The sequence below is a fragment of the Escherichia sp. 10290 genome (genome assembly GCF_030295155.1).
Taxonomy (GTDB): Bacteria; Pseudomonadota; Gammaproteobacteria; order Enterobacterales; family Enterobacteriaceae; genus Escherichia; species Escherichia coli_F.
In genome coordinates this window covers 4,153,367-4,174,998 of record NZ_AP025741.1, presented here as the reverse complement: position 1 = coordinate 4,174,998, position 21,632 = coordinate 4,153,367, and the positions used below count along the sequence as shown (strand labels likewise).

The 21,632-nt window shown below is 50.0% G+C and carries 38 protein-coding genes; 33 read left to right on the top strand and 5 right to left on the bottom strand.

What is annotated here, in order from left to right:
* Window positions 1-350: 350 nt before the first annotated feature.
* The 31 genes from rpsJ (at window position 351) to arfA (ending at window position 15,190) form a co-directional block, all read left to right on the top strand.
* On the top strand, window positions 351-662 hold the full coding sequence (gene rpsJ / locus QUE74_RS21160; protein WP_001181004.1) for a 30S ribosomal protein S10: 312 nt from the start codon (window positions 351-353) through the stop codon (window positions 660-662).
* A gap of 32 nt (window positions 663-694) precedes the next feature.
* Window positions 695-1,324 carry a 50S ribosomal protein L3 gene (gene rplC / locus QUE74_RS21155; RefSeq protein WP_000579833.1) on the top strand — a complete coding sequence of 210 codons (630 nt, stop codon included), beginning with the start codon at window positions 695-697 and terminating at the stop codon, window positions 1,322-1,324.
* A gap of 10 nt (window positions 1,325-1,334) precedes the next feature.
* Window positions 1,335-1,940, top strand: a complete 606-nt coding sequence (rplD, locus tag QUE74_RS21150; RefSeq protein ID WP_000424395.1) for a 50S ribosomal protein L4 — start codon at window positions 1,335-1,337, stop codon at window positions 1,938-1,940.
* Entirely contained in the window at window positions 1,937-2,239 is a 303-nt protein-coding gene (gene rplW / locus QUE74_RS21145; RefSeq protein ID WP_000617544.1) for a 50S ribosomal protein L23, read from the top strand. The genes rplD and rplW overlap by 4 nt, the downstream gene beginning before the upstream one ends.
* Window positions 2,240-2,256: 17 nt before the next feature.
* Window positions 2,257-3,078 (top strand): 50S ribosomal protein L2, encoded by an 822-nt coding sequence (gene rplB, locus QUE74_RS21140; protein ID WP_000301864.1) that lies wholly within the window; start codon window positions 2,257-2,259, stop codon window positions 3,076-3,078.
* Window positions 3,079-3,094: 16 nt separating this feature from the next.
* Window positions 3,095-3,373 carry a 30S ribosomal protein S19 gene (gene rpsS / locus QUE74_RS21135; RefSeq protein ID WP_001138117.1) on the top strand — a complete coding sequence of 93 codons (279 nt, stop codon included), beginning with the start codon at window positions 3,095-3,097 and terminating at the stop codon, window positions 3,371-3,373.
* Between the two features lie 14 nt (window positions 3,374-3,387).
* Window positions 3,388-3,720, top strand: coding sequence for a 50S ribosomal protein L22 (gene rplV / locus QUE74_RS21130; protein WP_000447529.1), 333 nt, complete (start codon window positions 3,388-3,390; stop codon window positions 3,718-3,720).
* Between the two features lie 17 nt (window positions 3,721-3,737).
* Complete coding sequence (gene rpsC, locus QUE74_RS21125) at window positions 3,738-4,439, top strand: 30S ribosomal protein S3 (RefSeq protein WP_000529945.1); 702 nt, start codon at window positions 3,738-3,740, stop codon at window positions 4,437-4,439.
* A 12-nt stretch (window positions 4,440-4,451) separates the two neighbouring features.
* Window positions 4,452-4,862 (top strand): 50S ribosomal protein L16, encoded by a 411-nt coding sequence (gene rplP, locus QUE74_RS21120; RefSeq protein ID WP_000941212.1) that lies wholly within the window; start codon window positions 4,452-4,454, stop codon window positions 4,860-4,862.
* Window positions 4,862-5,053, top strand: coding sequence for a 50S ribosomal protein L29 (gene rpmC / locus QUE74_RS21115; protein ID WP_000644741.1), 192 nt, complete (start codon window positions 4,862-4,864; stop codon window positions 5,051-5,053). The genes rplP and rpmC overlap by 1 nt, the downstream gene beginning before the upstream one ends.
* The gene (rpsQ, locus tag QUE74_RS21110) at window positions 5,053-5,307 is read left to right on the top strand and encodes a 30S ribosomal protein S17 (protein ID WP_000130100.1); all 255 of its coding nucleotides are present in this window, start codon (window positions 5,053-5,055) and stop codon (window positions 5,305-5,307) included. The genes rpmC and rpsQ overlap by 1 nt, the downstream gene beginning before the upstream one ends.
* Window positions 5,308-5,471: 164 nt before the next feature.
* A complete protein-coding gene (gene rplN / locus QUE74_RS21105; protein WP_000613955.1) occupies window positions 5,472-5,843 on the top strand; it encodes a 50S ribosomal protein L14 in 372 nt (123 codons plus the stop codon).
* Window positions 5,844-5,853: 10 nt separating this feature from the next.
* Window positions 5,854-6,168: a 50S ribosomal protein L24 gene (rplX, locus tag QUE74_RS21100; protein ID WP_000729185.1), complete on the top strand. Its 315-nt coding sequence runs from the start codon at window positions 5,854-5,856 to the stop codon at window positions 6,166-6,168.
* A gap of 14 nt (window positions 6,169-6,182) precedes the next feature.
* Window positions 6,183-6,722, top strand: a complete 540-nt coding sequence (gene rplE, locus QUE74_RS21095; protein ID WP_001096200.1) for a 50S ribosomal protein L5 — start codon at window positions 6,183-6,185, stop codon at window positions 6,720-6,722.
* Window positions 6,723-6,736: 14 nt separating this feature from the next.
* Window positions 6,737-7,042 (top strand): 30S ribosomal protein S14, encoded by a 306-nt coding sequence (rpsN, locus tag QUE74_RS21090; RefSeq protein WP_001118930.1) that lies wholly within the window; start codon window positions 6,737-6,739, stop codon window positions 7,040-7,042.
* A gap of 33 nt (window positions 7,043-7,075) precedes the next feature.
* On the top strand, window positions 7,076-7,468 hold the full coding sequence (rpsH, locus tag QUE74_RS21085; RefSeq protein WP_000062611.1) for a 30S ribosomal protein S8: 393 nt from the start codon (window positions 7,076-7,078) through the stop codon (window positions 7,466-7,468).
* 12 nt (window positions 7,469-7,480) lie between these two features.
* Entirely contained in the window at window positions 7,481-8,014 is a 534-nt protein-coding gene (gene rplF / locus QUE74_RS21080) for a 50S ribosomal protein L6 (RefSeq protein WP_000091945.1), read from the top strand.
* 9 nt (window positions 8,015-8,023) lie between these two features.
* Window positions 8,024-8,377, top strand: a complete 354-nt coding sequence (gene rplR, locus QUE74_RS21075; RefSeq protein ID WP_000358960.1) for a 50S ribosomal protein L18 — start codon at window positions 8,024-8,026, stop codon at window positions 8,375-8,377.
* Window positions 8,378-8,391: 14 nt separating this feature from the next.
* Window positions 8,392-8,895, top strand: a complete 504-nt coding sequence (gene rpsE, locus QUE74_RS21070) for a 30S ribosomal protein S5 (RefSeq protein ID WP_000940121.1) — start codon at window positions 8,392-8,394, stop codon at window positions 8,893-8,895.
* A 3-nt stretch (window positions 8,896-8,898) separates the two neighbouring features.
* The gene (gene rpmD / locus QUE74_RS21065; RefSeq protein ID WP_001140433.1) at window positions 8,899-9,078 is read left to right on the top strand and encodes a 50S ribosomal protein L30; all 180 of its coding nucleotides are present in this window, start codon (window positions 8,899-8,901) and stop codon (window positions 9,076-9,078) included.
* Window positions 9,079-9,081: 3 nt separating this feature from the next.
* Window positions 9,082-9,516 (top strand): 50S ribosomal protein L15, encoded by a 435-nt coding sequence (rplO, locus tag QUE74_RS21060; protein ID WP_001238917.1) that lies wholly within the window; start codon window positions 9,082-9,084, stop codon window positions 9,514-9,516.
* A gap of 7 nt (window positions 9,517-9,523) precedes the next feature.
* A complete protein-coding gene (gene secY, locus QUE74_RS21055; RefSeq protein ID WP_001118861.1) occupies window positions 9,524-10,855 on the top strand; it encodes a preprotein translocase subunit SecY in 1,332 nt (443 codons plus the stop codon).
* A gap of 31 nt (window positions 10,856-10,886) precedes the next feature.
* Window positions 10,887-11,003, top strand: coding sequence for a 50S ribosomal protein L36 (rpmJ, locus tag QUE74_RS21050; protein WP_000868187.1), 117 nt, complete (start codon window positions 10,887-10,889; stop codon window positions 11,001-11,003).
* 146 nt (window positions 11,004-11,149) lie between these two features.
* The gene (gene rpsM, locus QUE74_RS21045; protein ID WP_000090775.1) at window positions 11,150-11,506 is read left to right on the top strand and encodes a 30S ribosomal protein S13; all 357 of its coding nucleotides are present in this window, start codon (window positions 11,150-11,152) and stop codon (window positions 11,504-11,506) included.
* A 16-nt stretch (window positions 11,507-11,522) separates the two neighbouring features.
* Complete coding sequence (rpsK, locus tag QUE74_RS21040; RefSeq protein ID WP_001029684.1) at window positions 11,523-11,912, top strand: 30S ribosomal protein S11; 390 nt, start codon at window positions 11,523-11,525, stop codon at window positions 11,910-11,912.
* Between the two features lie 33 nt (window positions 11,913-11,945).
* A complete protein-coding gene (rpsD, locus tag QUE74_RS21035) occupies window positions 11,946-12,566 on the top strand; it encodes a 30S ribosomal protein S4 (RefSeq protein ID WP_000135224.1) in 621 nt (206 codons plus the stop codon).
* Window positions 12,567-12,591: 25 nt separating this feature from the next.
* On the top strand, window positions 12,592-13,581 hold the full coding sequence (locus tag QUE74_RS21030; RefSeq protein WP_001162094.1) for a DNA-directed RNA polymerase subunit alpha: 990 nt from the start codon (window positions 12,592-12,594) through the stop codon (window positions 13,579-13,581).
* 40 nt (window positions 13,582-13,621) lie between these two features.
* On the top strand, window positions 13,622-14,005 hold the full coding sequence (gene rplQ / locus QUE74_RS21025) for a 50S ribosomal protein L17 (RefSeq protein ID WP_001216368.1): 384 nt from the start codon (window positions 13,622-13,624) through the stop codon (window positions 14,003-14,005).
* A 106-nt stretch (window positions 14,006-14,111) separates the two neighbouring features.
* A complete protein-coding gene (locus tag QUE74_RS21020; protein WP_000266528.1) occupies window positions 14,112-14,480 on the top strand; it encodes a DnaJ family domain-containing protein in 369 nt (122 codons plus the stop codon).
* 10 nt (window positions 14,481-14,490) lie between these two features.
* Entirely contained in the window at window positions 14,491-14,916 is a 426-nt protein-coding gene (gene zntR, locus QUE74_RS21015) for a Zn(2+)-responsive transcriptional regulator (RefSeq protein ID WP_000285606.1), read from the top strand.
* Window positions 14,917-14,971: 55 nt separating this feature from the next.
* A complete protein-coding gene (arfA, locus tag QUE74_RS21010; RefSeq protein ID WP_000092702.1) occupies window positions 14,972-15,190 on the top strand; it encodes an alternative ribosome-rescue factor ArfA in 219 nt (72 codons plus the stop codon).
* Here the strand turns inward: arfA and mscL are convergent.
* The 5 genes from mscL to def all read right to left on the bottom strand — a co-directional run bounded on the left by mscL (window position 15,187) and on the right by def (window position 19,931).
* Window positions 15,187-15,597, bottom strand: coding sequence for a large-conductance mechanosensitive channel protein MscL (gene mscL, locus QUE74_RS21005; RefSeq protein WP_000022442.1), 411 nt, complete (start codon window positions 15,595-15,597; stop codon window positions 15,187-15,189). The genes arfA and mscL overlap by 4 nt on opposite strands.
* Before the next feature lie 129 nt (window positions 15,598-15,726).
* Entirely contained in the window at window positions 15,727-17,103 is a 1,377-nt protein-coding gene (gene trkA / locus QUE74_RS21000; RefSeq protein ID WP_000691382.1) for a Trk system potassium transporter TrkA, read from the bottom strand.
* Between the two features lie 21 nt (window positions 17,104-17,124).
* Window positions 17,125-18,414 (bottom strand): 16S rRNA (cytosine(967)-C(5))-methyltransferase RsmB, encoded by a 1,290-nt coding sequence (gene rsmB, locus QUE74_RS20995; protein WP_001354995.1) that lies wholly within the window; start codon window positions 18,412-18,414, stop codon window positions 17,125-17,127.
* A 45-nt stretch (window positions 18,415-18,459) separates the two neighbouring features.
* The gene (gene fmt, locus QUE74_RS20990) at window positions 18,460-19,407 is read right to left on the bottom strand and encodes a methionyl-tRNA formyltransferase (RefSeq protein ID WP_000004461.1); all 948 of its coding nucleotides are present in this window, start codon (window positions 19,405-19,407) and stop codon (window positions 18,460-18,462) included.
* Window positions 19,408-19,421: 14 nt separating this feature from the next.
* Window positions 19,422-19,931: a peptide deformylase gene (gene def, locus QUE74_RS20985; RefSeq protein ID WP_000114984.1), complete on the bottom strand. Its 510-nt coding sequence runs from the start codon at window positions 19,929-19,931 to the stop codon at window positions 19,422-19,424.
* Window positions 19,932-20,060: 129 nt separating this feature from the next.
* Here def and dprA point away from each other — a divergent pair, with 129 nt between their 5' ends.
* Both dprA and smg read left to right on the top strand, forming a co-directional pair.
* Window positions 20,061-21,185, top strand: a complete 1,125-nt coding sequence (gene dprA / locus QUE74_RS20980) for a DNA-protecting protein DprA (RefSeq protein ID WP_000228564.1) — start codon at window positions 20,061-20,063, stop codon at window positions 21,183-21,185.
* Window positions 21,157-21,630 (top strand): DUF494 family protein Smg, encoded by a 474-nt coding sequence (smg, locus tag QUE74_RS20975; RefSeq protein WP_000460672.1) that lies wholly within the window; start codon window positions 21,157-21,159, stop codon window positions 21,628-21,630. Before dprA ends, smg begins: the two co-directional genes overlap by 29 nt.
* The last annotated feature ends 2 nt before the right edge of the window (window positions 21,631-21,632 follow it).

Here is a 21,632-nt window from a genome sequence, read left to right as displayed (position 1 = left end):
CATCGAATAACTGCGGATGCTCAGCAACAGAGAAATCGCTGATTTGTTAACCTGATTCCGGTGAAAAACGCTATCTTCACAACCTTACAAATTTCGTGGAATGCAGCTCGCAATCTGCGCGTTGCGATTAATTTCTACCCGATGCTTGCGTCAGGCTCAGATTTGCGTATAATGCGCGGGCTTGTCGTAGTTGACAGCAGGTTCAATCTGAACCTCAGTTAGCCGAATTTGGCTACCTAACAATGCTCCCAATCGGGGAGCTACGTAAGAACGGTTACACTCTCCCATCAATCGTAATGGGTCTGAGGAGTAATCATTTTCGTTTATAAAATAATTGGAGCTCTGGTCTCATGCAGAACCAAAGAATCCGTATCCGCCTGAAAGCGTTTGATCATCGTCTGATCGATCAAGCAACCGCGGAAATCGTCGAGACTGCCAAGCGCACTGGTGCGCAGGTCCGTGGTCCGATCCCGCTGCCGACACGCAAAGAGCGCTTCACTGTTCTGATCTCCCCGCACGTCAACAAAGACGCGCGCGATCAGTACGAAATCCGTACTCACTTGCGTCTGGTTGACATCGTTGAGCCAACCGAGAAAACCGTTGATGCTCTGATGCGTCTGGATCTGGCTGCCGGTGTAGACGTGCAGATCAGCCTGGGTTAATCAGGTCATTGAGCGATTGAGAGGTTGAAACAATGATTGGTTTAGTCGGTAAAAAAGTGGGTATGACCCGTATCTTCACAGAAGACGGCGTTTCTATCCCAGTAACCGTAATCGAAGTTGAAGCAAACCGCGTTACTCAGGTTAAAGACCTGGCTAACGATGGCTACCGTGCTATTCAGGTAACCACCGGTGCTAAAAAAGCTAACCGTGTGACCAAGCCTGAAGCTGGCCACTTCGCTAAAGCTGGCGTAGAAGCTGGCCGTGGTCTGTGGGAATTCCGCCTGGCTGAAGGCGAAGAGTTCACTGTAGGTCAGAGCATTAGCGTTGAACTGTTTGCTGACGTTAAAAAAGTTGACGTAACTGGCACCTCTAAAGGTAAAGGTTTCGCAGGTACCGTTAAGCGCTGGAACTTCCGTACCCAGGACGCTACTCACGGTAACTCCTTGTCTCACCGCGTTCCGGGTTCTATCGGTCAGAACCAGACTCCGGGCAAAGTGTTCAAAGGCAAGAAAATGGCAGGTCAGATGGGTAACGAACGTGTAACCGTTCAGAGCCTTGACGTAGTACGCGTTGACGCTGAGCGCAACCTGCTGCTGGTTAAAGGTGCTGTCCCGGGTGCAACCGGTAGCGACCTGATCGTTAAACCAGCTGTGAAGGCGTAAGGAGATAGCAATGGAATTAGTATTGAAAGACGCGCAGAGCGCGCTGACTGTTTCCGAAACTACCTTCGGTCGTGATTTCAACGAAGCGCTGGTTCACCAGGTTGTTGTTGCTTATGCAGCTGGTGCTCGTCAGGGTACTCGTGCTCAGAAGACTCGTGCTGAAGTAACTGGTTCCGGTAAAAAACCGTGGCGCCAGAAAGGCACCGGCCGTGCGCGTTCTGGTTCTATCAAGAGCCCGATCTGGCGTTCTGGTGGCGTGACCTTTGCTGCTCGTCCGCAGGACCACAGTCAAAAAGTTAACAAGAAGATGTACCGCGGCGCGCTGAAAAGCATCCTGTCCGAACTGGTACGTCAGGATCGTCTGATCGTTGTCGAGAAGTTCTCTGTAGAAGCGCCGAAAACTAAGCTGCTGGCACAGAAACTGAAAGACATGGCTCTGGAAGATGTGCTGATCATCACCGGTGAGCTGGACGAAAACCTGTTCCTGGCTGCGCGCAACCTGCACAAGGTTGACGTACGCGATGCAACTGGTATCGACCCGGTTAGCCTGATCGCCTTCGACAAAGTCGTAATGACTGCTGATGCTGTTAAGCAAGTTGAGGAGATGCTGGCATGATTCGTGAAGAACGTCTGCTGAAGGTGCTGCGTGCACCGCACGTTTCTGAAAAAGCGTCTACTGCGATGGAAAAATCCAACACCATCGTACTCAAAGTTGCTAAAGACGCGACCAAAGCAGAAATCAAAGCTGCTGTGCAGAAACTGTTTGAAGTCGAAGTCGAAGTCGTTAACACCCTGGTAGTTAAAGGGAAAGTTAAACGTCACGGACAGCGTATCGGTCGTCGTAGCGACTGGAAAAAAGCTTACGTCACCCTGAAAGAAGGCCAGAATCTGGACTTCGTTGGCGGCGCTGAGTAAGTCGGAGGAGTAATACAATGGCAGTTGTTAAATGTAAACCGACATCTCCGGGTCGTCGCCACGTTGTTAAAGTGGTTAACCCTGAGCTGCACAAGGGCAAACCTTTTGCTCCGTTGCTGGAAAAAAACAGCAAATCCGGTGGTCGTAACAACAATGGCCGTATCACCACTCGTCATATCGGTGGTGGCCACAAGCAGGCTTACCGTATTGTTGACTTCAAACGCAACAAAGACGGTATCCCGGCAGTTGTTGAACGTCTTGAGTACGATCCGAACCGTTCCGCGAACATCGCGCTGGTTCTGTACAAAGACGGTGAACGCCGTTACATCCTGGCCCCTAAAGGCCTGAAAGCTGGCGACCAGATTCAGTCTGGCGTTGATGCTGCAATCAAACCAGGTAACACCCTGCCGATGCGCAACATCCCGGTTGGTTCTACTGTTCATAACGTAGAAATGAAACCAGGTAAAGGCGGTCAGCTGGCACGTTCCGCTGGTACTTACGTTCAGATCGTTGCTCGTGATGGTGCTTATGTCACCCTGCGTCTGCGTTCTGGTGAAATGCGTAAAGTAGAAGCAGACTGCCGTGCAACTCTGGGCGAAGTTGGCAATGCTGAGCATATGCTGCGCGTTCTGGGTAAAGCAGGTGCTGCACGCTGGCGTGGTGTTCGTCCGACCGTTCGCGGTACCGCGATGAACCCGGTAGACCACCCACATGGTGGTGGTGAAGGTCGTAACTTTGGTAAGCACCCGGTAACTCCGTGGGGCGTTCAGACCAAAGGTAAGAAGACCCGCAGCAACAAGCGTACTGATAAATTCATCGTACGTCGCCGTAGCAAATAATTTTAGAGGATAAGCCATGCCACGTTCTCTCAAGAAAGGTCCTTTTATTGACCTGCACTTGCTGAAGAAGGTAGAGAAAGCGGTGGAAAGCGGAGACAAGAAGCCCCTGCGCACTTGGTCCCGTCGTTCAACGATCTTTCCTAACATGATCGGTTTGACCATCGCTGTCCATAATGGTCGTCAGCACGTTCCGGTATTTGTAACCGACGAAATGGTCGGTCACAAACTGGGTGAATTCGCACCGACTCGTACTTATCGCGGCCACGCTGCTGATAAAAAAGCGAAGAAGAAATAAGGTAGGAGGAAGAGATGGAAACTATCGCTAAACATCGCCATGCTCGTTCTTCTGCTCAGAAGGTTCGCCTTGTTGCTGACCTGATTCGCGGTAAGAAAGTGTCGCAGGCTCTGGATATTTTGACCTACACCAACAAGAAAGCGGCTGTACTGGTCAAGAAAGTTCTGGAATCTGCCATTGCTAACGCTGAACACAACGATGGCGCTGACATTGACGATCTGAAAGTTACGAAAATTTTCGTAGACGAAGGCCCGAGCATGAAGCGCATTATGCCGCGTGCAAAAGGTCGTGCAGATCGCATCCTGAAGCGCACCAGCCACATCACTGTGGTTGTGTCCGATCGCTGAGACTCTGGAGACTAGCAATGGGTCAGAAAGTACATCCTAATGGTATTCGCCTGGGTATTGTAAAACCATGGAACTCTACCTGGTTTGCGAACACCAAAGAATTCGCTGACAACCTGGACAGCGATTTTAAAGTACGTCAGTACCTGACTAAGGAACTGGCTAAAGCGTCCGTATCTCGTATCGTTATCGAGCGTCCGGCTAAGAGCATCCGTGTAACCATTCACACTGCTCGCCCGGGTATCGTTATCGGTAAAAAAGGTGAAGACGTAGAAAAACTGCGTAAGGTCGTAGCGGACATCGCTGGCGTTCCTGCACAGATCAACATCGCCGAAGTTCGTAAGCCTGAACTGGACGCAAAACTGGTTGCTGACAGCATCACTTCTCAGCTGGAACGTCGCGTTATGTTCCGTCGTGCTATGAAGCGTGCTGTACAGAACGCAATGCGTCTGGGCGCTAAAGGTATTAAAGTTGAAGTTAGCGGCCGTCTGGGCGGCGCGGAAATCGCACGTACCGAATGGTACCGCGAAGGTCGCGTACCGCTGCACACTCTGCGTGCTGACATCGACTACAACACCTCTGAAGCGCACACCACTTACGGTGTAATCGGCGTTAAAGTGTGGATCTTCAAAGGCGAGATCCTGGGTGGTATGGCTGCTGTTGAACAACCGGAAAAACCGGCTGCTCAGCCTAAAAAGCAGCAGCGTAAAGGCCGTAAATAAGGAGCGTCGCTGATGTTACAACCAAAGCGTACAAAATTCCGTAAAATGCACAAAGGCCGTAACCGCGGTCTGGCGCAGGGTACGGATGTTAGCTTCGGCAGCTTCGGTCTGAAAGCTGTTGGCCGTGGTCGTCTGACTGCACGTCAGATCGAAGCAGCACGTCGTGCTATGACCCGTGCAGTTAAGCGTCAAGGTAAGATCTGGATCCGTGTGTTCCCGGACAAACCGATCACTGAAAAGCCGCTGGCAGTGCGTATGGGTAAAGGTAAAGGTAACGTGGAGTATTGGGTTGCCTTGATTCAGCCGGGTAAAGTCCTGTATGAAATGGACGGTGTTCCGGAAGAGCTGGCCCGTGAAGCATTCAAGCTGGCAGCAGCGAAACTGCCGATTAAAACCACCTTTGTAACTAAGACGGTGATGTAATGAAAGCAAAAGAGCTGCGTGAGAAGAGCGTTGAAGAGCTGAACACCGAGCTGCTGAACCTGCTGCGTGAGCAGTTCAACCTGCGTATGCAGGCTGCAAGTGGCCAGCTGCAACAGTCTCACCTGTTGAAGCAAGTGCGTCGCGATGTCGCACGCGTTAAGACTTTACTGAACGAGAAGGCGGGTGCGTAATGACCGATAAAATCCGTACTCTGCAAGGTCGCGTTGTTAGCGACAAAATGGAGAAATCCATTGTTGTTGCTATCGAACGTTTTGTGAAACACCCGATCTACGGTAAATTCATCAAGCGTACGACCAAACTGCACGTACATGACGAGAACAACGAATGCGGTATCGGTGACGTGGTTGAAATCCGCGAATGCCGTCCGCTGTCCAAGACTAAATCCTGGACGCTGGTTCGCGTTGTAGAGAAAGCGGTTCTGTAATACAGTACACTCTCTCGATACGAATAAACGGCTCAGAAATGAGCCGTTTATTTTTTCTACCCATATCCTTGAAGCGGTGTTATAATGCCGCGCCCTCGATATGGGGATTTTTAACGACCTGATTTTCGGGTCTCAGTAGTAGTTGACATTAGCGGAGCACTAAAATGATCCAAGAACAGACTATGCTGAACGTCGCCGACAACTCCGGTGCACGTCGCGTAATGTGTATCAAGGTTCTGGGTGGCTCGCACCGTCGCTACGCAGGCGTAGGCGACATCATCAAGATCACCATCAAAGAAGCAATTCCGCGTGGTAAGGTCAAAAAAGGTGATGTGCTGAAGGCGGTAGTGGTGCGCACCAAGAAGGGTGTTCGTCGCCCGGACGGTTCTGTCATTCGCTTCGATGGTAATGCTTGTGTTCTTCTGAACAACAACAGCGAGCAGCCTATCGGTACGCGTATTTTTGGGCCGGTAACTCGTGAGCTTCGTAGTGAGAAGTTCATGAAAATTATCTCTCTGGCACCAGAAGTACTCTAAGGAGCGAATCATGGCAGCGAAAATCCGTCGTGATGACGAAGTTATCGTGTTAACCGGTAAAGATAAAGGTAAACGCGGTAAAGTTAAGAATGTCCTGTCTTCCGGCAAGGTCATTGTTGAAGGTATCAACCTGGTTAAGAAACATCAGAAGCCGGTTCCGGCCCTGAACCAACCGGGTGGCATCGTTGAAAAAGAAGCCGCTATTCAGGTTTCCAACGTAGCAATCTTCAATGCGGCAACCGGCAAGGCTGACCGTGTAGGCTTTAGATTCGAAGACGGTAAAAAAGTCCGTTTCTTCAAGTCTAACAGCGAAACTATCAAGTAATTTGGAGTAGTACGATGGCGAAACTGCATGATTACTACAAAGACGAAGTAGTTAAAAAACTCATGACTGAGTTTAACTACAATTCTGTCATGCAAGTCCCTCGGGTCGAGAAGATCACCCTGAACATGGGTGTTGGTGAAGCGATCGCTGACAAAAAACTGCTGGATAACGCAGCAGCAGACCTGGCAGCAATCTCCGGTCAAAAACCGCTGATCACCAAAGCACGCAAATCTGTTGCAGGCTTCAAAATCCGTCAGGGCTATCCGATCGGCTGTAAAGTAACTCTGCGTGGCGAACGCATGTGGGAGTTCTTTGAGCGCCTGATCACTATTGCTGTACCTCGTATCCGTGACTTCCGTGGCCTGTCCGCTAAGTCTTTCGACGGTCGTGGTAACTACAGCATGGGTGTCCGTGAGCAGATCATCTTCCCAGAAATCGACTACGATAAAGTCGACCGCGTTCGTGGTTTGGATATTACCATTACCACTACTGCGAAATCTGACGAAGAAGGCCGCGCTCTGCTGGCTGCCTTTGACTTCCCGTTCCGCAAGTAAGGTAGGGTTACTAAATGGCTAAGCAATCAATGAAAGCACGCGAAGTAAAACGCGTAGCTTTAGCTGATAAATACTTCGCGAAACGCGCTGAACTGAAAGCGATCATCTCTGATGTGAACGCTTCCGACGAAGATCGTTGGAACGCTGTTCTCAAGCTGCAGACTCTGCCGCGTGATTCCAGCCCGTCTCGTCAGCGTAACCGCTGCCGTCAAACAGGTCGTCCGCATGGTTTCCTGCGGAAGTTCGGGTTGAGCCGTATTAAGGTCCGTGAAGCCGCTATGCGCGGTGAAATCCCGGGTCTGAAAAAGGCTAGCTGGTAATTGTCACCAATTGAATCACGGGAGTAAAGACAGATGAGCATGCAAGATCCGATCGCGGATATGCTGACCCGTATCCGTAACGGTCAGGCCGCGAACAAAGCTGCGGTCACCATGCCTTCCTCCAAGCTGAAAGTGGCAATCGCCAACGTGCTGAAGGAAGAAGGTTTTATTGAAGATTTTAAAGTTGAAGGCGACACCAAGCCTGAACTGGAACTTACTCTGAAGTATTTCCAGGGCAAAGCTGTTGTAGAAAGCATTCAGCGTGTCAGCCGCCCAGGTCTGCGCATCTATAAACGTAAAGATGAGCTGCCGAAAGTTATGGCGGGTCTGGGTATCGCAGTTGTTTCTACCTCTAAAGGTGTTATGACTGATCGTGCAGCGCGCCAGGCTGGTCTTGGTGGCGAAATTATCTGCTACGTAGCCTAATCGGAGGAAAAAATGTCTCGTGTTGCTAAAGCACCGGTCGTTGTTCCTGCCGGCGTTGACGTAAAAATCAACGGTCAGGTTATTACGATCAAAGGTAAAAACGGCGAGCTGACTCGTACTCTCAACGATGCTGTTGAAGTTAAACATGCAGATAATACCCTGACCTTCGGTCCGCGTGATGGTTACGCAGACGGTTGGGCACAGGCTGGTACCGCGCGTGCCCTGCTGAACTCAATGGTTATCGGTGTTACCGAAGGCTTCACTAAGAAGCTGCAGCTGGTTGGTGTAGGTTACCGTGCAGCGGTTAAAGGCAATGTGATTAACCTGTCTCTGGGTTTCTCTCATCCTGTTGACCATCAGCTGCCTGCGGGTATCACTGCTGAATGTCCGACTCAGACTGAAATCGTGCTGAAAGGCGCTGATAAGCAGGTGATCGGCCAGGTTGCAGCGGATCTGCGCGCCTACCGTCGTCCTGAGCCTTACAAAGGCAAGGGTGTTCGTTACGCCGACGAAGTCGTGCGTACCAAAGAGGCTAAGAAGAAGTAAGGTAACACTATGGATAAGAAATCTGCTCGTATCCGTCGTGCGACCCGCGCACGCCGCAAGCTCCAGGAGCTGGGCGCAACTCGCCTGGTGGTACATCGTACCCCGCGTCACATTTACGCACAGGTAATTGCACCGAACGGTTCTGAAGTTCTGGTAGCTGCTTCTACTGTAGAAAAAGCTATCGCTGAACAACTGAAGTACACCGGTAACAAAGACGCGGCTGCAGCTGTGGGTAAAGCTGTCGCTGAACGCGCTCTGGAAAAAGGCATCAAAGATGTATCCTTTGACCGTTCCGGGTTCCAATATCATGGTCGTGTCCAGGCACTGGCAGATGCTGCCCGTGAAGCTGGCCTTCAGTTCTAAGGTAGAGGTGTAAGATGGCTCACATCGAAAAACAAGCTGGCGAACTGCAGGAAAAGCTGATCGCGGTAAACCGCGTATCTAAAACCGTTAAAGGTGGTCGTATTTTCTCCTTCACAGCTCTGACTGTAGTTGGCGATGGTAACGGTCGCGTTGGTTTTGGTTACGGTAAAGCGCGTGAAGTTCCAGCAGCGATCCAGAAAGCGATGGAAAAAGCCCGTCGCAATATGATTAACGTCGCGCTGAATAACGGCACTCTGCAACACCCTGTTAAAGGTGTTCATACGGGTTCTCGCGTATTCATGCAGCCGGCTTCCGAAGGTACCGGTATCATCGCCGGTGGTGCAATGCGCGCCGTTCTGGAAGTCGCTGGGGTTCATAACGTTCTGGCTAAAGCGTATGGTTCCACCAACCCGATTAACGTGGTTCGTGCAACTATCGATGGCCTGGAAAATATGAATTCTCCAGAAATGGTCGCTGCCAAGCGTGGTAAATCCGTTGAAGAAATTCTGGGGAAATAAACCATGGCAAAGACTATTAAAATTACTCAAACCCGCAGTGCAATCGGTCGTCTGCCGAAACACAAGGCAACGCTGCTTGGCCTGGGTCTGCGTCGTATTGGTCACACCGTAGAGCGCGAGGATACTCCTGCTATTCGCGGTATGATCAACGCGGTTTCCTTCATGGTTAAAGTTGAGGAGTAAGAGATGCGTTTAAATACTCTGTCTCCGGCCGAAGGCTCCAAAAAGGCGGGTAAACGCCTGGGTCGTGGTATCGGTTCTGGCCTCGGTAAAACCGGTGGTCGTGGTCACAAAGGTCAGAAGTCTCGTTCTGGCGGTGGCGTACGTCGCGGTTTCGAGGGTGGTCAGATGCCTCTGTACCGTCGTCTGCCGAAATTCGGCTTCACTTCTCGTAAAGCAGCGATTACAGCCGAAGTTCGTCTGTCTGACCTGGCTAAAGTAGAAGGCGGTGTTGTAGACCTGAACACGCTGAAAGCGGCTAACATTATCGGTATCCAGATCGAGTTCGCGAAAGTGATCCTGGCTGGCGAAGTAACTACTCCGGTAACTGTTCGTGGCCTGCGTGTTACTAAAGGCGCTCGTGCTGCTATCGAAGCTGCTGGCGGTAAAATCGAGGAATAAGTAGCAGATGGCTAAACAACCGGGATTAGATTTTCAAAGTGCCAAAGGTGGCTTAGGCGAGCTGAAACGCAGACTGTTGTTTGTTATCGGTGCGCTGATTGTGTTCCGTATTGGCTCTTTTATTCCGATCCCTGGTATTGATGCCGCTGTACTTGCCAAACTGCTTGAGCAACAGCGAGGCACCATCATTGAAATGTTTAACATGTTCTCTGGTGGTGCTCTCAGCCGTGCTTCTATCTTTGCTCTGGGGATCATGCCGTATATTTCGGCATCGATCATTATCCAGCTGCTGACGGTGGTTCACCCAACGTTGGCAGAAATTAAGAAAGAAGGGGAGTCTGGTCGTCGTAAGATCAGCCAGTACACCCGCTACGGTACTCTGGTGCTGGCAATATTCCAGTCGATCGGTATTGCTACCGGTCTGCCGAATATGCCTGGTATGCAAGGCCTGGTCATTAACCCGGGCTTTGCATTCTACTTCACCGCTGTTGTAAGTCTGGTCACAGGAACCATGTTCCTGATGTGGTTGGGCGAACAGATTACTGAACGAGGTATCGGCAACGGTATTTCAATCATTATCTTCGCCGGTATTGTCGCGGGACTCCCGCCAGCCATTGCCCATACTATCGAGCAAGCGCGTCAAGGCGACCTGCACTTCCTCGTGTTGCTGTTGGTTGCAGTATTAGTATTTGCAGTGACGTTCTTTGTTGTATTTGTTGAGCGTGGTCAACGCCGCATTGTGGTAAACTACGCGAAACGTCAGCAAGGTCGTCGTGTCTATGCTGCACAGAGCACACATTTACCGCTGAAAGTGAATATGGCGGGGGTAATCCCGGCAATCTTCGCTTCCAGTATTATTCTGTTCCCGGCGACCATCGCGTCATGGTTCGGGGGCGGTACTGGTTGGAACTGGCTGACAACAATTTCGCTGTATTTGCAGCCTGGGCAACCGCTTTATGTGTTACTCTATGCGTCTGCAATCATCTTCTTCTGTTTCTTCTACACGGCGTTGGTTTTCAACCCGCGTGAAACAGCAGATAACCTGAAGAAGTCCGGTGCATTTGTACCAGGAATTCGTCCGGGAGAGCAAACGGCGAAGTATATCGATAAAGTAATGACCCGCCTGACCCTGGTTGGTGCGCTGTACATTACCTTTATCTGCCTGATCCCGGAGTTCATGCGTGATGCAATGAAAGTACCGTTCTACTTCGGTGGGACCTCACTGCTTATCGTTGTTGTCGTGATTATGGACTTTATGGCTCAAGTGCAAACTCTGATGATGTCCAGTCAGTATGAGTCTGCATTGAAGAAGGCGAACCTGAAAGGCTACGGCCGATAATTGGTCGCCCGAGAAGTTACGGAGAGTAAAAATGAAAGTTCGTGCTTCCGTCAAGAAATTATGCCGTAACTGCAAAATCGTTAAGCGTGATGGTGTCATCCGTGTGATTTGCAGTGCCGAGCCGAAGCATAAACAGCGCCAAGGCTGATTTTTTCGCATATTTTTCTTGCAAAGTTGGGTTGAGCTGGCTAGATTAGCCAGCCAATCTTTTGTATGTCTGTGCGTTTCCATTTGAGTATCCTGAAAACGGGCTTTTCAGCATGGAACGTACATATTAAATAGTAGGAGTGCATAGTGGCCCGTATAGCAGGCATTAACATTCCTGATCATAAGCATGCCGTAATCGCATTAACTTCGATTTATGGCGTCGGCAAGACCCGTTCTAAAGCCATCCTGGCTGCAGCGGGTATCGCTGAAGATGTTAAGATCAGTGAGCTGTCTGAAGGACAAATCGACACGCTGCGTGACGAAGTTGCCAAATTTGTCGTTGAAGGTGATCTGCGCCGTGAAATCAGCATGAGCATCAAGCGCCTGATGGATCTTGGTTGCTATCGCGGTTTGCGTCATCGTCGTGGTCTCCCGGTTCGCGGTCAGCGTACCAAGACCAACGCACGTACCCGTAAGGGTCCGCGCAAACCGATCAAGAAATAATCGGGGTGATTGAATAATGGCAAAGGCACCAATTCGTGCACGTAAACGTGTAAGAAAACAAGTCTCTGACGGCGTGGCTCATATCCATGCTTCTTTCAACAACACCATCGTGACTATCACTGATCGTCAGGGTAACGCGTTGGGTTGGGCAACAGCCGGTGGTTCCGGTTTCCGTGGTTCTCGCAAATCCACTCCGTTTGCAGCTCAGGTTGCAGCAGAGCGTTGCGCTGACGCCGTGAAAGAATACGGCATCAAGAATCTGGAAGTTATGGTTAAAGGTCCGGGTCCAGGCCGCGAATCTACTATTCGTGCTCTGAACGCCGCAGGTTTCCGCATCACTAACATTACTGATGTGACTCCGATCCCTCATAACGGTTGTCGTCCGCCGAAAAAACGTCGCGTATAACGCCTCGTTTTCCAGGTTTGTTGGAGAAAGAAAATGGCAAGATATTTGGGTCCTAAGCTCAAGCTGAGCCGTCGTGAGGGCACCGACTTATTCCTTAAGTCTGGCGTTCGCGCGATCGATACCAAGTGTAAAATTGAACAAGCTCCTGGCCAGCACGGTGCGCGTAAACCGCGTCTGTCTGACTATGGTGTGCAGTTGCGTGAAAAGCAAAAAGTTCGCCGTATCTATGGTGTGCTGGAGCGTCAGTTCCGTAACTACTACAAAGAAGCAGCACGTCTGAAAGGCAACACCGGTGAAAACCTGTTGGCTCTGCTGGAAGGTCGTCTGGACAACGTTGTATACCGTATGGGCTTCGGTGCCACTCGTGCAGAAGCACGTCAGCTGGTTAGCCATAAAGCAATTATGGTAAACGGTCGTGTTGTTAACATCGCTTCTTATCAGGTTAGTCCGAATGACGTTGTAAGCATTCGTGAGAAAGCGAAGAAGCAGTCTCGCGTGAAAGCCGCTCTGGAGCTGGCTGAGCAGCGTGAAAAGCCAACCTGGCTGGAAGTTGATGCTGGCAAGATGGAAGGTACGTTTAAGCGTAAGCCGGAGCGTTCTGATCTGTCTGCGGACATTAACGAACACCTGATCGTCGAGCTTTACTCCAAGTAAAGCTTAGTACCAAAGAGAGGACACAATGCAGGGTTCTGTGACAGAGTTTCTAAAACCGCGCCTGGTTGATATCGAGCAAGTGAGTTCGACGCACGCCAAGGTGACCCTTGAGCCTTTAGAGCGTGGCTTTGGCCATACTCTGGGTAACGCACTGCGCCGTATTCTGCTCTCATCGATGCCGGGTTGCGCGGTGACCGAGGTTGAGATTGATGGTGTACTACATGAGTACAGCACCAAAGAAGGCGTTCAGGAAGATATCCTGGAAATCCTGCTCAACCTGAAAGGGCTGGCGGTGAGAGTTCAGGGCAAAGATGAAGTTATTCTTACCTTGAATAAATCTGGCATTGGCCCTGTGACTGCAGCCGATATCACCCACGACGGTGATGTCGAAATCGTCAAGCCGCAGCACGTGATCTGCCACCTGACCGATGAGAACGCGTCTATTAGCATGCGTATCAAAGTTCAGCGCGGTCGTGGTTATGTGCCGGCTTCTACCCGAATTCATTCGGAAGAAGATGAGCGCCCAATCGGCCGTCTGCTGGTCGACGCATGCTACAGCCCTGTGGAGCGTATTGCCTACAATGTTGAAGCAGCGCGTGTAGAACAGCGTACCGACCTGGACAAGCTGGTCATCGAAATGGAAACCAACGGCACAATCGATCCTGAAGAGGCGATTCGTCGTGCGGCAACCATTCTGGCTGAACAACTGGAAGCTTTCGTTGACTTACGTGATGTACGTCAGCCTGAAGTGAAAGAAGAGAAACCAGAGTTCGATCCGATCCTGCTGCGCCCTGTTGACGATCTGGAATTGACTGTCCGCTCTGCTAACTGCCTTAAAGCAGAAGCTATCCACTATATCGGTGATCTGGTACAGCGTACCGAGGTTGAGCTCCTTAAAACGCCTAACCTTGGTAAAAAATCTCTTACTGAGATTAAAGACGTGCTGGCTTCCCGTGGACTGTCTCTGGGCATGCGCCTGGAAAACTGGCCACCGGCAAGCATCGCTGACGAGTAACCAGATCACAGGTTAAGGTTTTACTGAGAAGGATAAGGTCATGCGCCATCGTAAGAGTGGTCGTCAACTGAACCGCAACAGCAGCCATCGCCAGGCTATGTTCCGCAATATGGCAGGTTCACTGGTTCGTCATGAAATCATCAAGACGACTCTGCCTAAAGCGAAAGAGCTGCGCCGCGTAGTTGAGCCGCTGATTACTCTTGCCAAGACTGATAGCGTTGCTAATCGTCGTCTGGCATTCGCCCGTACTCGTGATAACGAGATCGTGGCAAAACTGTTTAACGAACTGGGCCCGCGTTTCGCGAGCCGTGCCGGTGGTTACACTCGTATTCTGAAGTGTGGCTTCCGTGCAGGCGACAACGCGCCGATGGCTTACATCGAGCTGGTTGATCGTTCAGAGAAAGCAGAAGCTGCTGCAGAGTAATCTGAAGCAACGTAAAAAAACCCGCCCCGGCGGGTTTTTTTATACCCGTAGTATCCCCACTTATCTACAATAGCTGTACTCTTTTTGTTCATCCCCTGGAGTATTTATGTGGTTACTTGACCAGTGGGCAGAGCGTCATATTACTGAGGCACAATCCAAAGGTGAGTTTGATAATCTTCCGGGAAGTGGCGAGCCATTGATTCTGGATGATGATTCACACGTGCCACCGGAATTACGTGCGGGGTATCGCTTGCTGAAGAATGCCGGTTGCTTACCGCCAGAACTTGAGCAGCGGAGGGAAGCAATACAGCTTCTGGATATCCTCAAAGGTATCTGTCACGATGATCCGCAATATCAAGAGGTTAGTCGTCGATTGTCATTACTGGAGTTAAAGCTGCGACAAGCAGGATTGAGTACCGATTTTTTACGCGGCGATTATGCTGACAAGTTGTTGAATAAAATCAATGATAACTAGTGGAGTATGTATGTATCGCATTGGTGAGCTGGCAAAAATGGCGGAAGTAACACCCGACACAATACGTTATTACGAAAAGCAGCAGATGATGGAGCATGAAGTACGTACCGAAGGTGGGTTTCGCCTGTATACCGAAAGCGATCTCCAGCGATTGAAATTTATCCGCCATGCCAGACAACTTGGTTTCAGTCTGGAGTCGATCCGCGAGTTGCTGTCGATCCGTATCGATCCTGAGCACCATACCTGTCAGGAGTCAAAAGGCATTGTGCAGGAAAGATTGCAGGAAGTCGAAGCACGGATAGCCGAGTTGCAGAGTATGCAGCGTTCCCTCCAACGCCTTAACGATGCCTGTTGTGGGACCGCCCATAGCAGTGTTTATTGCTCGATTCTTGAAGCTCTTGAACAAGGGGCGAGTGGCGTTAAGAGTGACTGTTGATTTTTTACACTGGCAGGATTACACTCGCGCCGTTAAATAACCAATTGGAGTTTTTATGAGCCGATATCAGCATACTAAAGGACAGATAAAAGATAATGCGATTGAAGCATTGCTACATGATCCTTTATTCCGACAGCGTGTAGAGAAAAATAAGAAGGGGAAAGGTAGTTACATGCGAAAAGGAAAACATGGCAATCGGGGAAACTGGGAGGCCAGTGGCAAGAACGTAAATCACTTTTTTACCACTGGCCTTCTGCTTTCAGGGGCTTTTTAAGAGCGGTTATTCTGCTCTTTCAGCAAATCACGGATCTCGGTCAGTAATACTTCTTCTTTAGTTGGTGCAGGTGCAGCTGCTGGTTCTTCTTTTTTCCGATTCAGTTTATTGATTAGCTTAATCGCCATAAAGATGGCAAAGGCCACAATCAGAAAATCAAAGACGTTTTGAATGAAGACACCGTAATGCATAACGACTGCTGGGATATCCCCTTGCGCATCGCGTAGCGTGACAGCAAACTGTTTAAAGTCGATCCCACCAATTAATAAACCCAGCGGCGGCATGATGATATCTGCAACCAGTGAAGAGACAATCTTACCGAAGGCCGCACCGATAATGACACCCACTGCCAAATCCACCACATTTCCGCGCATTGCAAATTCGCGAAATTCTTTAATAATGCTCATGTTATTCTCCCTATAAAGCCGACAATCATAAGTCTAACAAATGTTAAGCTATTTTCCTGCCGGGAATGAATTTAATTAATCCTTGAAAAAAAAAGGGAAATAATAAGGCGCCAGAAGACGCCTTATTAATTACAAGAAGAAAGGACTTGGCTGGAAGAGACGTTCGACGTCGGTAATAAACTTTTTGTCCGTCAGGAACATAATTACATGATCGCCTTGCTCAATACGCAGATTGTCATTGGCAATCATCACATCATTGCCGCGTACTACAGCACCAATAATCGTTCCTGGTGGTAGCTTGATTTCATCAATGACTCTGCCCACAACGCGTGAGGTGCTTTCATCACCGTGAGCAACAGCTTCAATAGCTTCTGCAACACCGCGGCGCAATGAGGAAACACCAACAATATCGGCTTTTCGCACGTGACTAAGCAACGCAGAAATAGTTGCTTGTTGTGGTGAAATCGCAATATCGATCACGCTCCCCTGAACCAGATCCACATAAGCGCGACGCTGGATCAATACCATCACCTTTTTCGCACCCATACGTTTGGCAAGCATGGCGGACATGATATTGGCTTCGTCATCGTTGGTGACGGCAATAAACAGATCAACTTGATCGATATGTTCTTCGGCTAGCAGTTCTTGATCCGACGCATCACCAAAAAAGACGATCGTATTCTGCAACTTTTCCGCCAGTTCGGCAGCGCGCTGCTGATTACGTTCGATGAGTTTAACGCTGTAATCTTTTTCCAGACGACGCGCCAGCCCTGCACCGATATTACCGCCGCCAACCAGCATGATCCGCTTATACGGTTTTTCCAGACGTTGCAATTCACTCATCACCGCGCGGATGTGTTGCGAAGCGGCAATAAAGAACACTTCATCACCAGCTTCAACAATGGTCGAACCTTGCGGACGAATAGGGCGATCGTGGCGGAAAATGGCTGCCACACGAGTATCGATATGCGGCATATGTTCGCGCATGGTCGAAAGTGCATTACCAATCAGTGGGCCGCCATAATAGGCTTTAACCACAGCCAGGCTGACTTTACCCTCAGCGAAGTTCACTACCTGCAGCGCGCCGGGATACTCAATCAGTCGGTAAATATTATCGATAACCAGCTGCTCTGGTGCGATCAGATGATCAATCGGTACAGCATCTGAATGAAATAGCTTATCGGCATCGCGCACGTAGTCTGGTGAGCGGATACGAGCGATGCGATTAGGGGTGTTGAAAAGTGAGTAGGCTACCTGGCAGGCAACCATATTGGTTTCATCTGAACTGGTTACAGCAACCAGCATATCGGCGTCGTCGGCACCTGCCTCCCGCAATACGCGTGGATGAGAGCCATGCCCCTGCACGACCCGCAGGTCAAATTTATCCTGCAAGGTCCGCAGACGCTCACCGTTGGTATCGACAACAGTAATATCGTTGTTCTCGCCAACCAGGTTTTCCGCCAGTGTGCCGCCAACCTGGCCGGCACCCAGAATGATAATTTTCATCAGTCGCGACCCGTTATCTCATCACTTTTTGATTAGCTTAGCGTAAAAGAAGCCGTCGCCCTCTTCGGCACCAGGCAGATTTTGCTTACCCGGTTGCTCTGGTGTTCCTGTTTCGCAAAGTTCGGCATCAGCGGTACGTTGCAAAAAGGCTTTAATCTGCAGGCTATTCTCTTCCGGTAACACCGAACAGGTGGCATAGACCAGGGTTCCTCCGGATTTTAAATGTGACCAGATGGCGTCGAGAATTTCAGACTGCAACTGCGCGAGTTCTGGGATATCGCGATCGCGGCGTAACCATTTAATATCCGGATGGCGACGAATCACACCGGTTGCTGAACAAGGCGCATCTAATAAAATGCGATCAAACTGTTGCTCGCCACACCATTGGGAAGGGTAGCGGCCATCACCTTGTTTCACGGTCGCCTTCATACCAAGGCGTTTTAAATTGTCGTAAACGCGAGAGAGGCGCTGTTCGTCAATATCAACCGCAAGAACCTGCGCTTCTGGTGCCACCTCAAGGATATGCGTTGTTTTACCGCCGGGGGCAGCGCAAAGATCCAGAATGTGTTCACCGTTTTGTGGCGCAAGCCAGGCCATGCAACCTTGTGCTGATGCATCCTGAACGGTAACCCATCCTTCTTCAAAACCTGGTAGCACATGAACAGGTGCAGGTGTTTCCAGCCGTACAGCATCAGGGTAATCCGCATGCGGGAAACCTTTCATTCCTGCTTCATCCAGCAATGCAAGCCAGCTGTCGCGGGAATGATGCGTACGATTAACGCGCAGCCACATTGGCGGACGCTGGTTATTGGCTTCAATGATGGATTGCCATTGCTCTGGATACGCTTTTTGCAGACGCTTCAGCAACCAGGAAGGATGCAGATAACGTGCATCACTGGCATTAAACTCGGCTAATAACTCTTCTTGCTGACGCTGGAACTGGCGTAATACGCCGTTAATCAACCCTTTAAGTTGCGGACGCTTAATTGCGACAGCACCTTCAACCGTTTCAGCCAGCGCAGCATGAGGTGGAATGCGGGTATAAAGCAGTTGATACAAACCAACCATAATCAGGTAATGCACAGTGCGCTGTTTGCCGGTCATCGGACGGGCCATTAACTTATTAATCAGCCAGTCTAACTGTGAAAGCGTACGCAGTACGCCAAAGCACAATTCTTGAAGAAGTGCTTTGTCTTTATCGGAAACTTTTTGCTGGAGCGGTGGCAGAATGTTGCTTAATGATTGCCCTTGCTCGACGACTTGTTCAACGGCCTGTGCCGCCATGCTACGTAAATTACGTTGTTTTTTCATAAGTATAAAAATGCCCGGCAAGACCGGGCTTAGAAGAGTGGACTATCAGACCAGACGGTTGCCCGGAACAAACCATTCCCGACGAGAATTCAGGAGGTCTTGCGCGCTCATCGCTTTCTTACCCGCAGGTTGTAACGAGAGCAGGTTCAGGATGCCACCACCCGTCGCAACCTGAATGCCTTGTTTATTGGCTTCAAGGATCGTTCCTGGTGCAGCGTTGGTTGCCGTATCAATGACCGACGCTTTCCAGACTTTAACCGGCTGTCCTTCAATTTCCAGCCAGCTCATTGGCCATGGATTGAAAGCGCGAACGCAGCGTTCAAGCTGCGCTGCCGAAAGCGACCAGTCAATACGCGCTTCTTCTTTACTCAACTTTTCGGCGTAAGTGACAAGAGTTTCGTCCTGAACTTCTGGTTTCGCCGTGCCGTCTGCCAGTTGTTTCAATGTGGTGATAAGCCCTTGTGGGCCAAGCTCTGCCAGCTTGTCGTACAGCGTACCACTGGTATCTTCTGCAGTAATCGGGCAGGAGAGCTTATAGAGCATGTCACCGGTGTCTAAACCAACATCCATTTGCATAATGGTCACACCAGTTTCTGCATCACCCGCCCATAGTGAGCGTTGGATTGGTGCAGCACCGCGCCAGCGTGGCAGCAGTGAACCATGAACGTTGATACAGCCAAGACGCGGCATCTCCAGCACAGCTTTCGGCAGAATTAAACCATAGGCGACGACGACCATAACATCAGCCTGCAGGTCGGCGACCAGTTGCTGGTTTTCTTGTGGACGCAGGGAAACAGGTTGAAAAACGGGCAGACCTTTTTCCTCAGCCAGAACTTTAACCGGGCTGGGCATCAGTTTTTTACCGCGTCCTGCCGGTCGGTCTGGCTGGGTGAACACGCCAACGACGTTATGACCAGAAGACAACAGCGCGTCGAGATGACGCGCTGCAAAGTCAGGTGTACCCGCAAAAATAATACGTAGTGATTCTGACACGTTAATTCTTATCCTTAAGCCCGGGCTTTCAGACGATCCAGTTTTTCAACTTTCTGACGAATACGTTGTTGTTTCAGCGGTGACAGATAATCCATAAACAGTTTGCCGACCAGGTGATCCATCTCATGCTGAATACAGATGGCTAACAGACCGTCTGCTTCCAGTTCAAATGGTTTACCGTCGCGGTCCAGGGCGCGAATTTTAACTTTCTCTGCGCGTGGCACTAAAGCACGTTGTTCAGGGATCGACAGGCAACCTTCTTCAATGCCTGTTTCGCCGCTTTTTTCTAAAAGCTCCGGATTGATTAACACCAGCCGTTCGTCACGGTTTTCCGAAACATCAATAACAATGATACGTTGATGGATATCAACCTGGGTTGCCGCCAGGCCAATACCTTCTTCTGCGTACATCGTCTCGAACATATCATCGACGATACGCTGAATTTCTGCATTCACTTCTTCTACCGGTTTAGCAACTTTGCGAAGCCGCTCGTCCGGAATATGTAACACTTGCAAAACTGACATAAATCTCCAGAGATGTGTTCAGGAGTTAGAAAGATTATTTCTTCTATTCTAGACAAATCCCCCTCTGATTGACAGCATCACTGACCAATCGCAAAGATTGCTAAGACTGCTTATGGCAGGGAGATAAGGATGGTCGATACAGAAATTTGGCTGCGTTTAATGAGCGTCAGCAGCTTGTACGGCGATGATATGGTCCGTATAGCTCACTGGCTGGCAAAACAGTCGCATATTGATGCGGTTGTATTGCAGCAAACAGGGCTTACATTGCGGCAGGCACAACGCTTTCTTTCATTTCCGCCAAAGAGTATTGAGAGCTCACTTTGTTGGTTGAATCAACCAAACCATCATTTAATCTCAGCGGATAGTGAATTTTATCCTTCCCAACTTCTGGCGACAGCAGATTACCCCGGTGCGCTGTTTGTTGCTGGAGAACTGCGCGCATTGCATTCATTTCAGCTTGCTGTAGTGGGGAGTCGGGCGCATTCATGGTATGGCGAACGCTGGGGACGATTATTTTGCGAAACTCTGGCGACGCGTGGAGTGACAATTACGAGTGGACTGGCGCGAGGAATCGATGGTGTGGCGCATAAAGCGGCCTTGCAGGTGAATGGCGTCAGCATTGCTGTATTGGGGAATGGACTTAATACCATTCATCCCCGCCGCCATGCCCGGCTGGCTACCAGTCTGCTTGAACATGGCGGAGCTCTCGTCTCGGAATTTCCCCTCGATGTTCCACCTCTTGCTTACAATTTCCCGCGAAGAAATCGCATTATCAGTGGTCTAAGTAAAGGTGTACTTGTGGTGGAAGCTGCTTTGCGCAGTGGTTCGCTGGTGACAGCGCGTTGTGCGCTTGAACAGGGGCGAGAAGTTTTTGCCTTGCCAGGTCCAATAGGGAATCCGGGAAGCGAAGGGCCTCACTGGTTAATAAAACAAGGTGCGATTCTTGTGACGGAACCGGAAGAAATTCTGGAAAACTTGCAATTTGGATTGCACTGGTTGCCAGACGCGCCTGAAAATTCATTTTATTCACCAGATCAGGAAGACGTGGCATTGCCATTTCCTGAGCTCCTGGCTAACGTAGGAGATGAGGTAACACCTGTTGACGTCGTCGCTGAACGTGCCGGCCAACCTGTGCCAGAGGTAGTTACTCAACTACTCGAACTGGAGTTAGCAGGATGGATCGCAGCTGTACCCGGCGGCTATGTCCGATTGAGGAGGGCATGCCATGTTCGACGTACTAATGTATTTGTTTGAAACCTATATTCACACAGAAGCTGAGTTGCGTGTGGATCAAGACAAACTTGAACAGGATCTTACCGACGCAGGATTTGATCGAGAAGATATCTACAATGCACTGCTTTGGCTGGAAAAGCTTGCGGATTATCAGGAAGGACTGGCAGAACCGATGCAACTGGCCTCTGATCCACTCTCCATGCGTATTTATACCCCTGAAGAGTGTGAAAGACTGGATGCCAGCTGCCGTGGTTTTCTGCTTTTCCTTGAGCAAATTCAGGTGCTTAACCTTGAAACCCGTGAAATGGTGATAGAGCGAGTGCTCGCGCTGGATACCGCTGAGTTCGACCTGGAAGACCTGAAATGGGTAATCCTGATGGTGTTGTTCAATATTCCGGGCTGCGAAAATGCGTACCAGCAAATGGAAGAATTACTCTTTGAAGTGAATGAAGGTATGCTGCATTAATC

Bases quoted from the DNA above. Each gene is read 5' to 3' on its own strand.
- rpsJ (WP_001181004.1), top strand. From the start codon at position 351: ATGCAGAACCAAAGAATCCGTATCCGCCTGAAAGCGTTTGATCATCGT.
- rplC (WP_000579833.1), top strand. From the start codon at position 695: ATGATTGGTTTAGTCGGTAAAAAAGTGGGTATGACCCGTATCTTCACA.
- rplD (WP_000424395.1), top strand. From the start codon at position 1,335: ATGGAATTAGTATTGAAAGACGCGCAGAGCGCGCTGACTGTTTCCGAA.
- rplW (WP_000617544.1), top strand. From the start codon at position 1,937: ATGATTCGTGAAGAACGTCTGCTGAAGGTGCTGCGTGCACCGCACGTT.
- rplB (WP_000301864.1), top strand. From the start codon at position 2,257: ATGGCAGTTGTTAAATGTAAACCGACATCTCCGGGTCGTCGCCACGTT.
- rpsS (WP_001138117.1), top strand. From the start codon at position 3,095: ATGCCACGTTCTCTCAAGAAAGGTCCTTTTATTGACCTGCACTTGCTG.
- rplV (WP_000447529.1), top strand. From the start codon at position 3,388: ATGGAAACTATCGCTAAACATCGCCATGCTCGTTCTTCTGCTCAGAAG.
- rpsC (WP_000529945.1), top strand. From the start codon at position 3,738: ATGGGTCAGAAAGTACATCCTAATGGTATTCGCCTGGGTATTGTAAAA.
- rplP (WP_000941212.1), top strand. From the start codon at position 4,452: ATGTTACAACCAAAGCGTACAAAATTCCGTAAAATGCACAAAGGCCGT.
- rpmC (WP_000644741.1), top strand. From the start codon at position 4,862: ATGAAAGCAAAAGAGCTGCGTGAGAAGAGCGTTGAAGAGCTGAACACC.
- rpsQ (WP_000130100.1), top strand. From the start codon at position 5,053: ATGACCGATAAAATCCGTACTCTGCAAGGTCGCGTTGTTAGCGACAAA.
- rplN (WP_000613955.1), top strand. From the start codon at position 5,472: ATGATCCAAGAACAGACTATGCTGAACGTCGCCGACAACTCCGGTGCA.
- rplX (WP_000729185.1), top strand. From the start codon at position 5,854: ATGGCAGCGAAAATCCGTCGTGATGACGAAGTTATCGTGTTAACCGGT.
- rplE (WP_001096200.1), top strand. From the start codon at position 6,183: ATGGCGAAACTGCATGATTACTACAAAGACGAAGTAGTTAAAAAACTC.
- rpsN (WP_001118930.1), top strand. From the start codon at position 6,737: ATGGCTAAGCAATCAATGAAAGCACGCGAAGTAAAACGCGTAGCTTTA.
- rpsH (WP_000062611.1), top strand. From the start codon at position 7,076: ATGAGCATGCAAGATCCGATCGCGGATATGCTGACCCGTATCCGTAAC.
- rplF (WP_000091945.1), top strand. From the start codon at position 7,481: ATGTCTCGTGTTGCTAAAGCACCGGTCGTTGTTCCTGCCGGCGTTGAC.
- rplR (WP_000358960.1), top strand. From the start codon at position 8,024: ATGGATAAGAAATCTGCTCGTATCCGTCGTGCGACCCGCGCACGCCGC.
- rpsE (WP_000940121.1), top strand. From the start codon at position 8,392: ATGGCTCACATCGAAAAACAAGCTGGCGAACTGCAGGAAAAGCTGATC.
- rpmD (WP_001140433.1), top strand. From the start codon at position 8,899: ATGGCAAAGACTATTAAAATTACTCAAACCCGCAGTGCAATCGGTCGT.
- rplO (WP_001238917.1), top strand. From the start codon at position 9,082: ATGCGTTTAAATACTCTGTCTCCGGCCGAAGGCTCCAAAAAGGCGGGT.
- secY (WP_001118861.1), top strand. From the start codon at position 9,524: ATGGCTAAACAACCGGGATTAGATTTTCAAAGTGCCAAAGGTGGCTTA.
- rpmJ (WP_000868187.1), top strand. From the start codon at position 10,887: ATGAAAGTTCGTGCTTCCGTCAAGAAATTATGCCGTAACTGCAAAATC.
- rpsK (WP_001029684.1), top strand. From the start codon at position 11,523: ATGGCAAAGGCACCAATTCGTGCACGTAAACGTGTAAGAAAACAAGTC.
- rpsD (WP_000135224.1), top strand. From the start codon at position 11,946: ATGGCAAGATATTTGGGTCCTAAGCTCAAGCTGAGCCGTCGTGAGGGC.
- QUE74_RS21030 (WP_001162094.1), top strand. From the start codon at position 12,592: ATGCAGGGTTCTGTGACAGAGTTTCTAAAACCGCGCCTGGTTGATATC.
- rplQ (WP_001216368.1), top strand. From the start codon at position 13,622: ATGCGCCATCGTAAGAGTGGTCGTCAACTGAACCGCAACAGCAGCCAT.
- QUE74_RS21020 (WP_000266528.1), top strand. From the start codon at position 14,112: ATGTGGTTACTTGACCAGTGGGCAGAGCGTCATATTACTGAGGCACAA.
- zntR (WP_000285606.1), top strand. From the start codon at position 14,491: ATGTATCGCATTGGTGAGCTGGCAAAAATGGCGGAAGTAACACCCGAC.
- arfA (WP_000092702.1), top strand. From the start codon at position 14,972: ATGAGCCGATATCAGCATACTAAAGGACAGATAAAAGATAATGCGATT.
- mscL (WP_000022442.1), bottom strand. From the start codon at position 15,597: ATGAGCATTATTAAAGAATTTCGCGAATTTGCAATGCGCGGAAATGTG.
- trkA (WP_000691382.1), bottom strand. From the start codon at position 17,103: ATGAAAATTATCATTCTGGGTGCCGGCCAGGTTGGCGGCACACTGGCG.
- rsmB (WP_001354995.1), bottom strand. From the start codon at position 18,414: ATGAAAAAACAACGTAATTTACGTAGCATGGCGGCACAGGCCGTTGAA.
- def (WP_000114984.1), bottom strand. From the start codon at position 19,931: ATGTCAGTTTTGCAAGTGTTACATATTCCGGACGAGCGGCTTCGCAAA.
- dprA (WP_000228564.1), top strand. From the start codon at position 20,061: ATGGTCGATACAGAAATTTGGCTGCGTTTAATGAGCGTCAGCAGCTTG.
- smg (WP_000460672.1), top strand. From the start codon at position 21,157: ATGTTCGACGTACTAATGTATTTGTTTGAAACCTATATTCACACAGAA.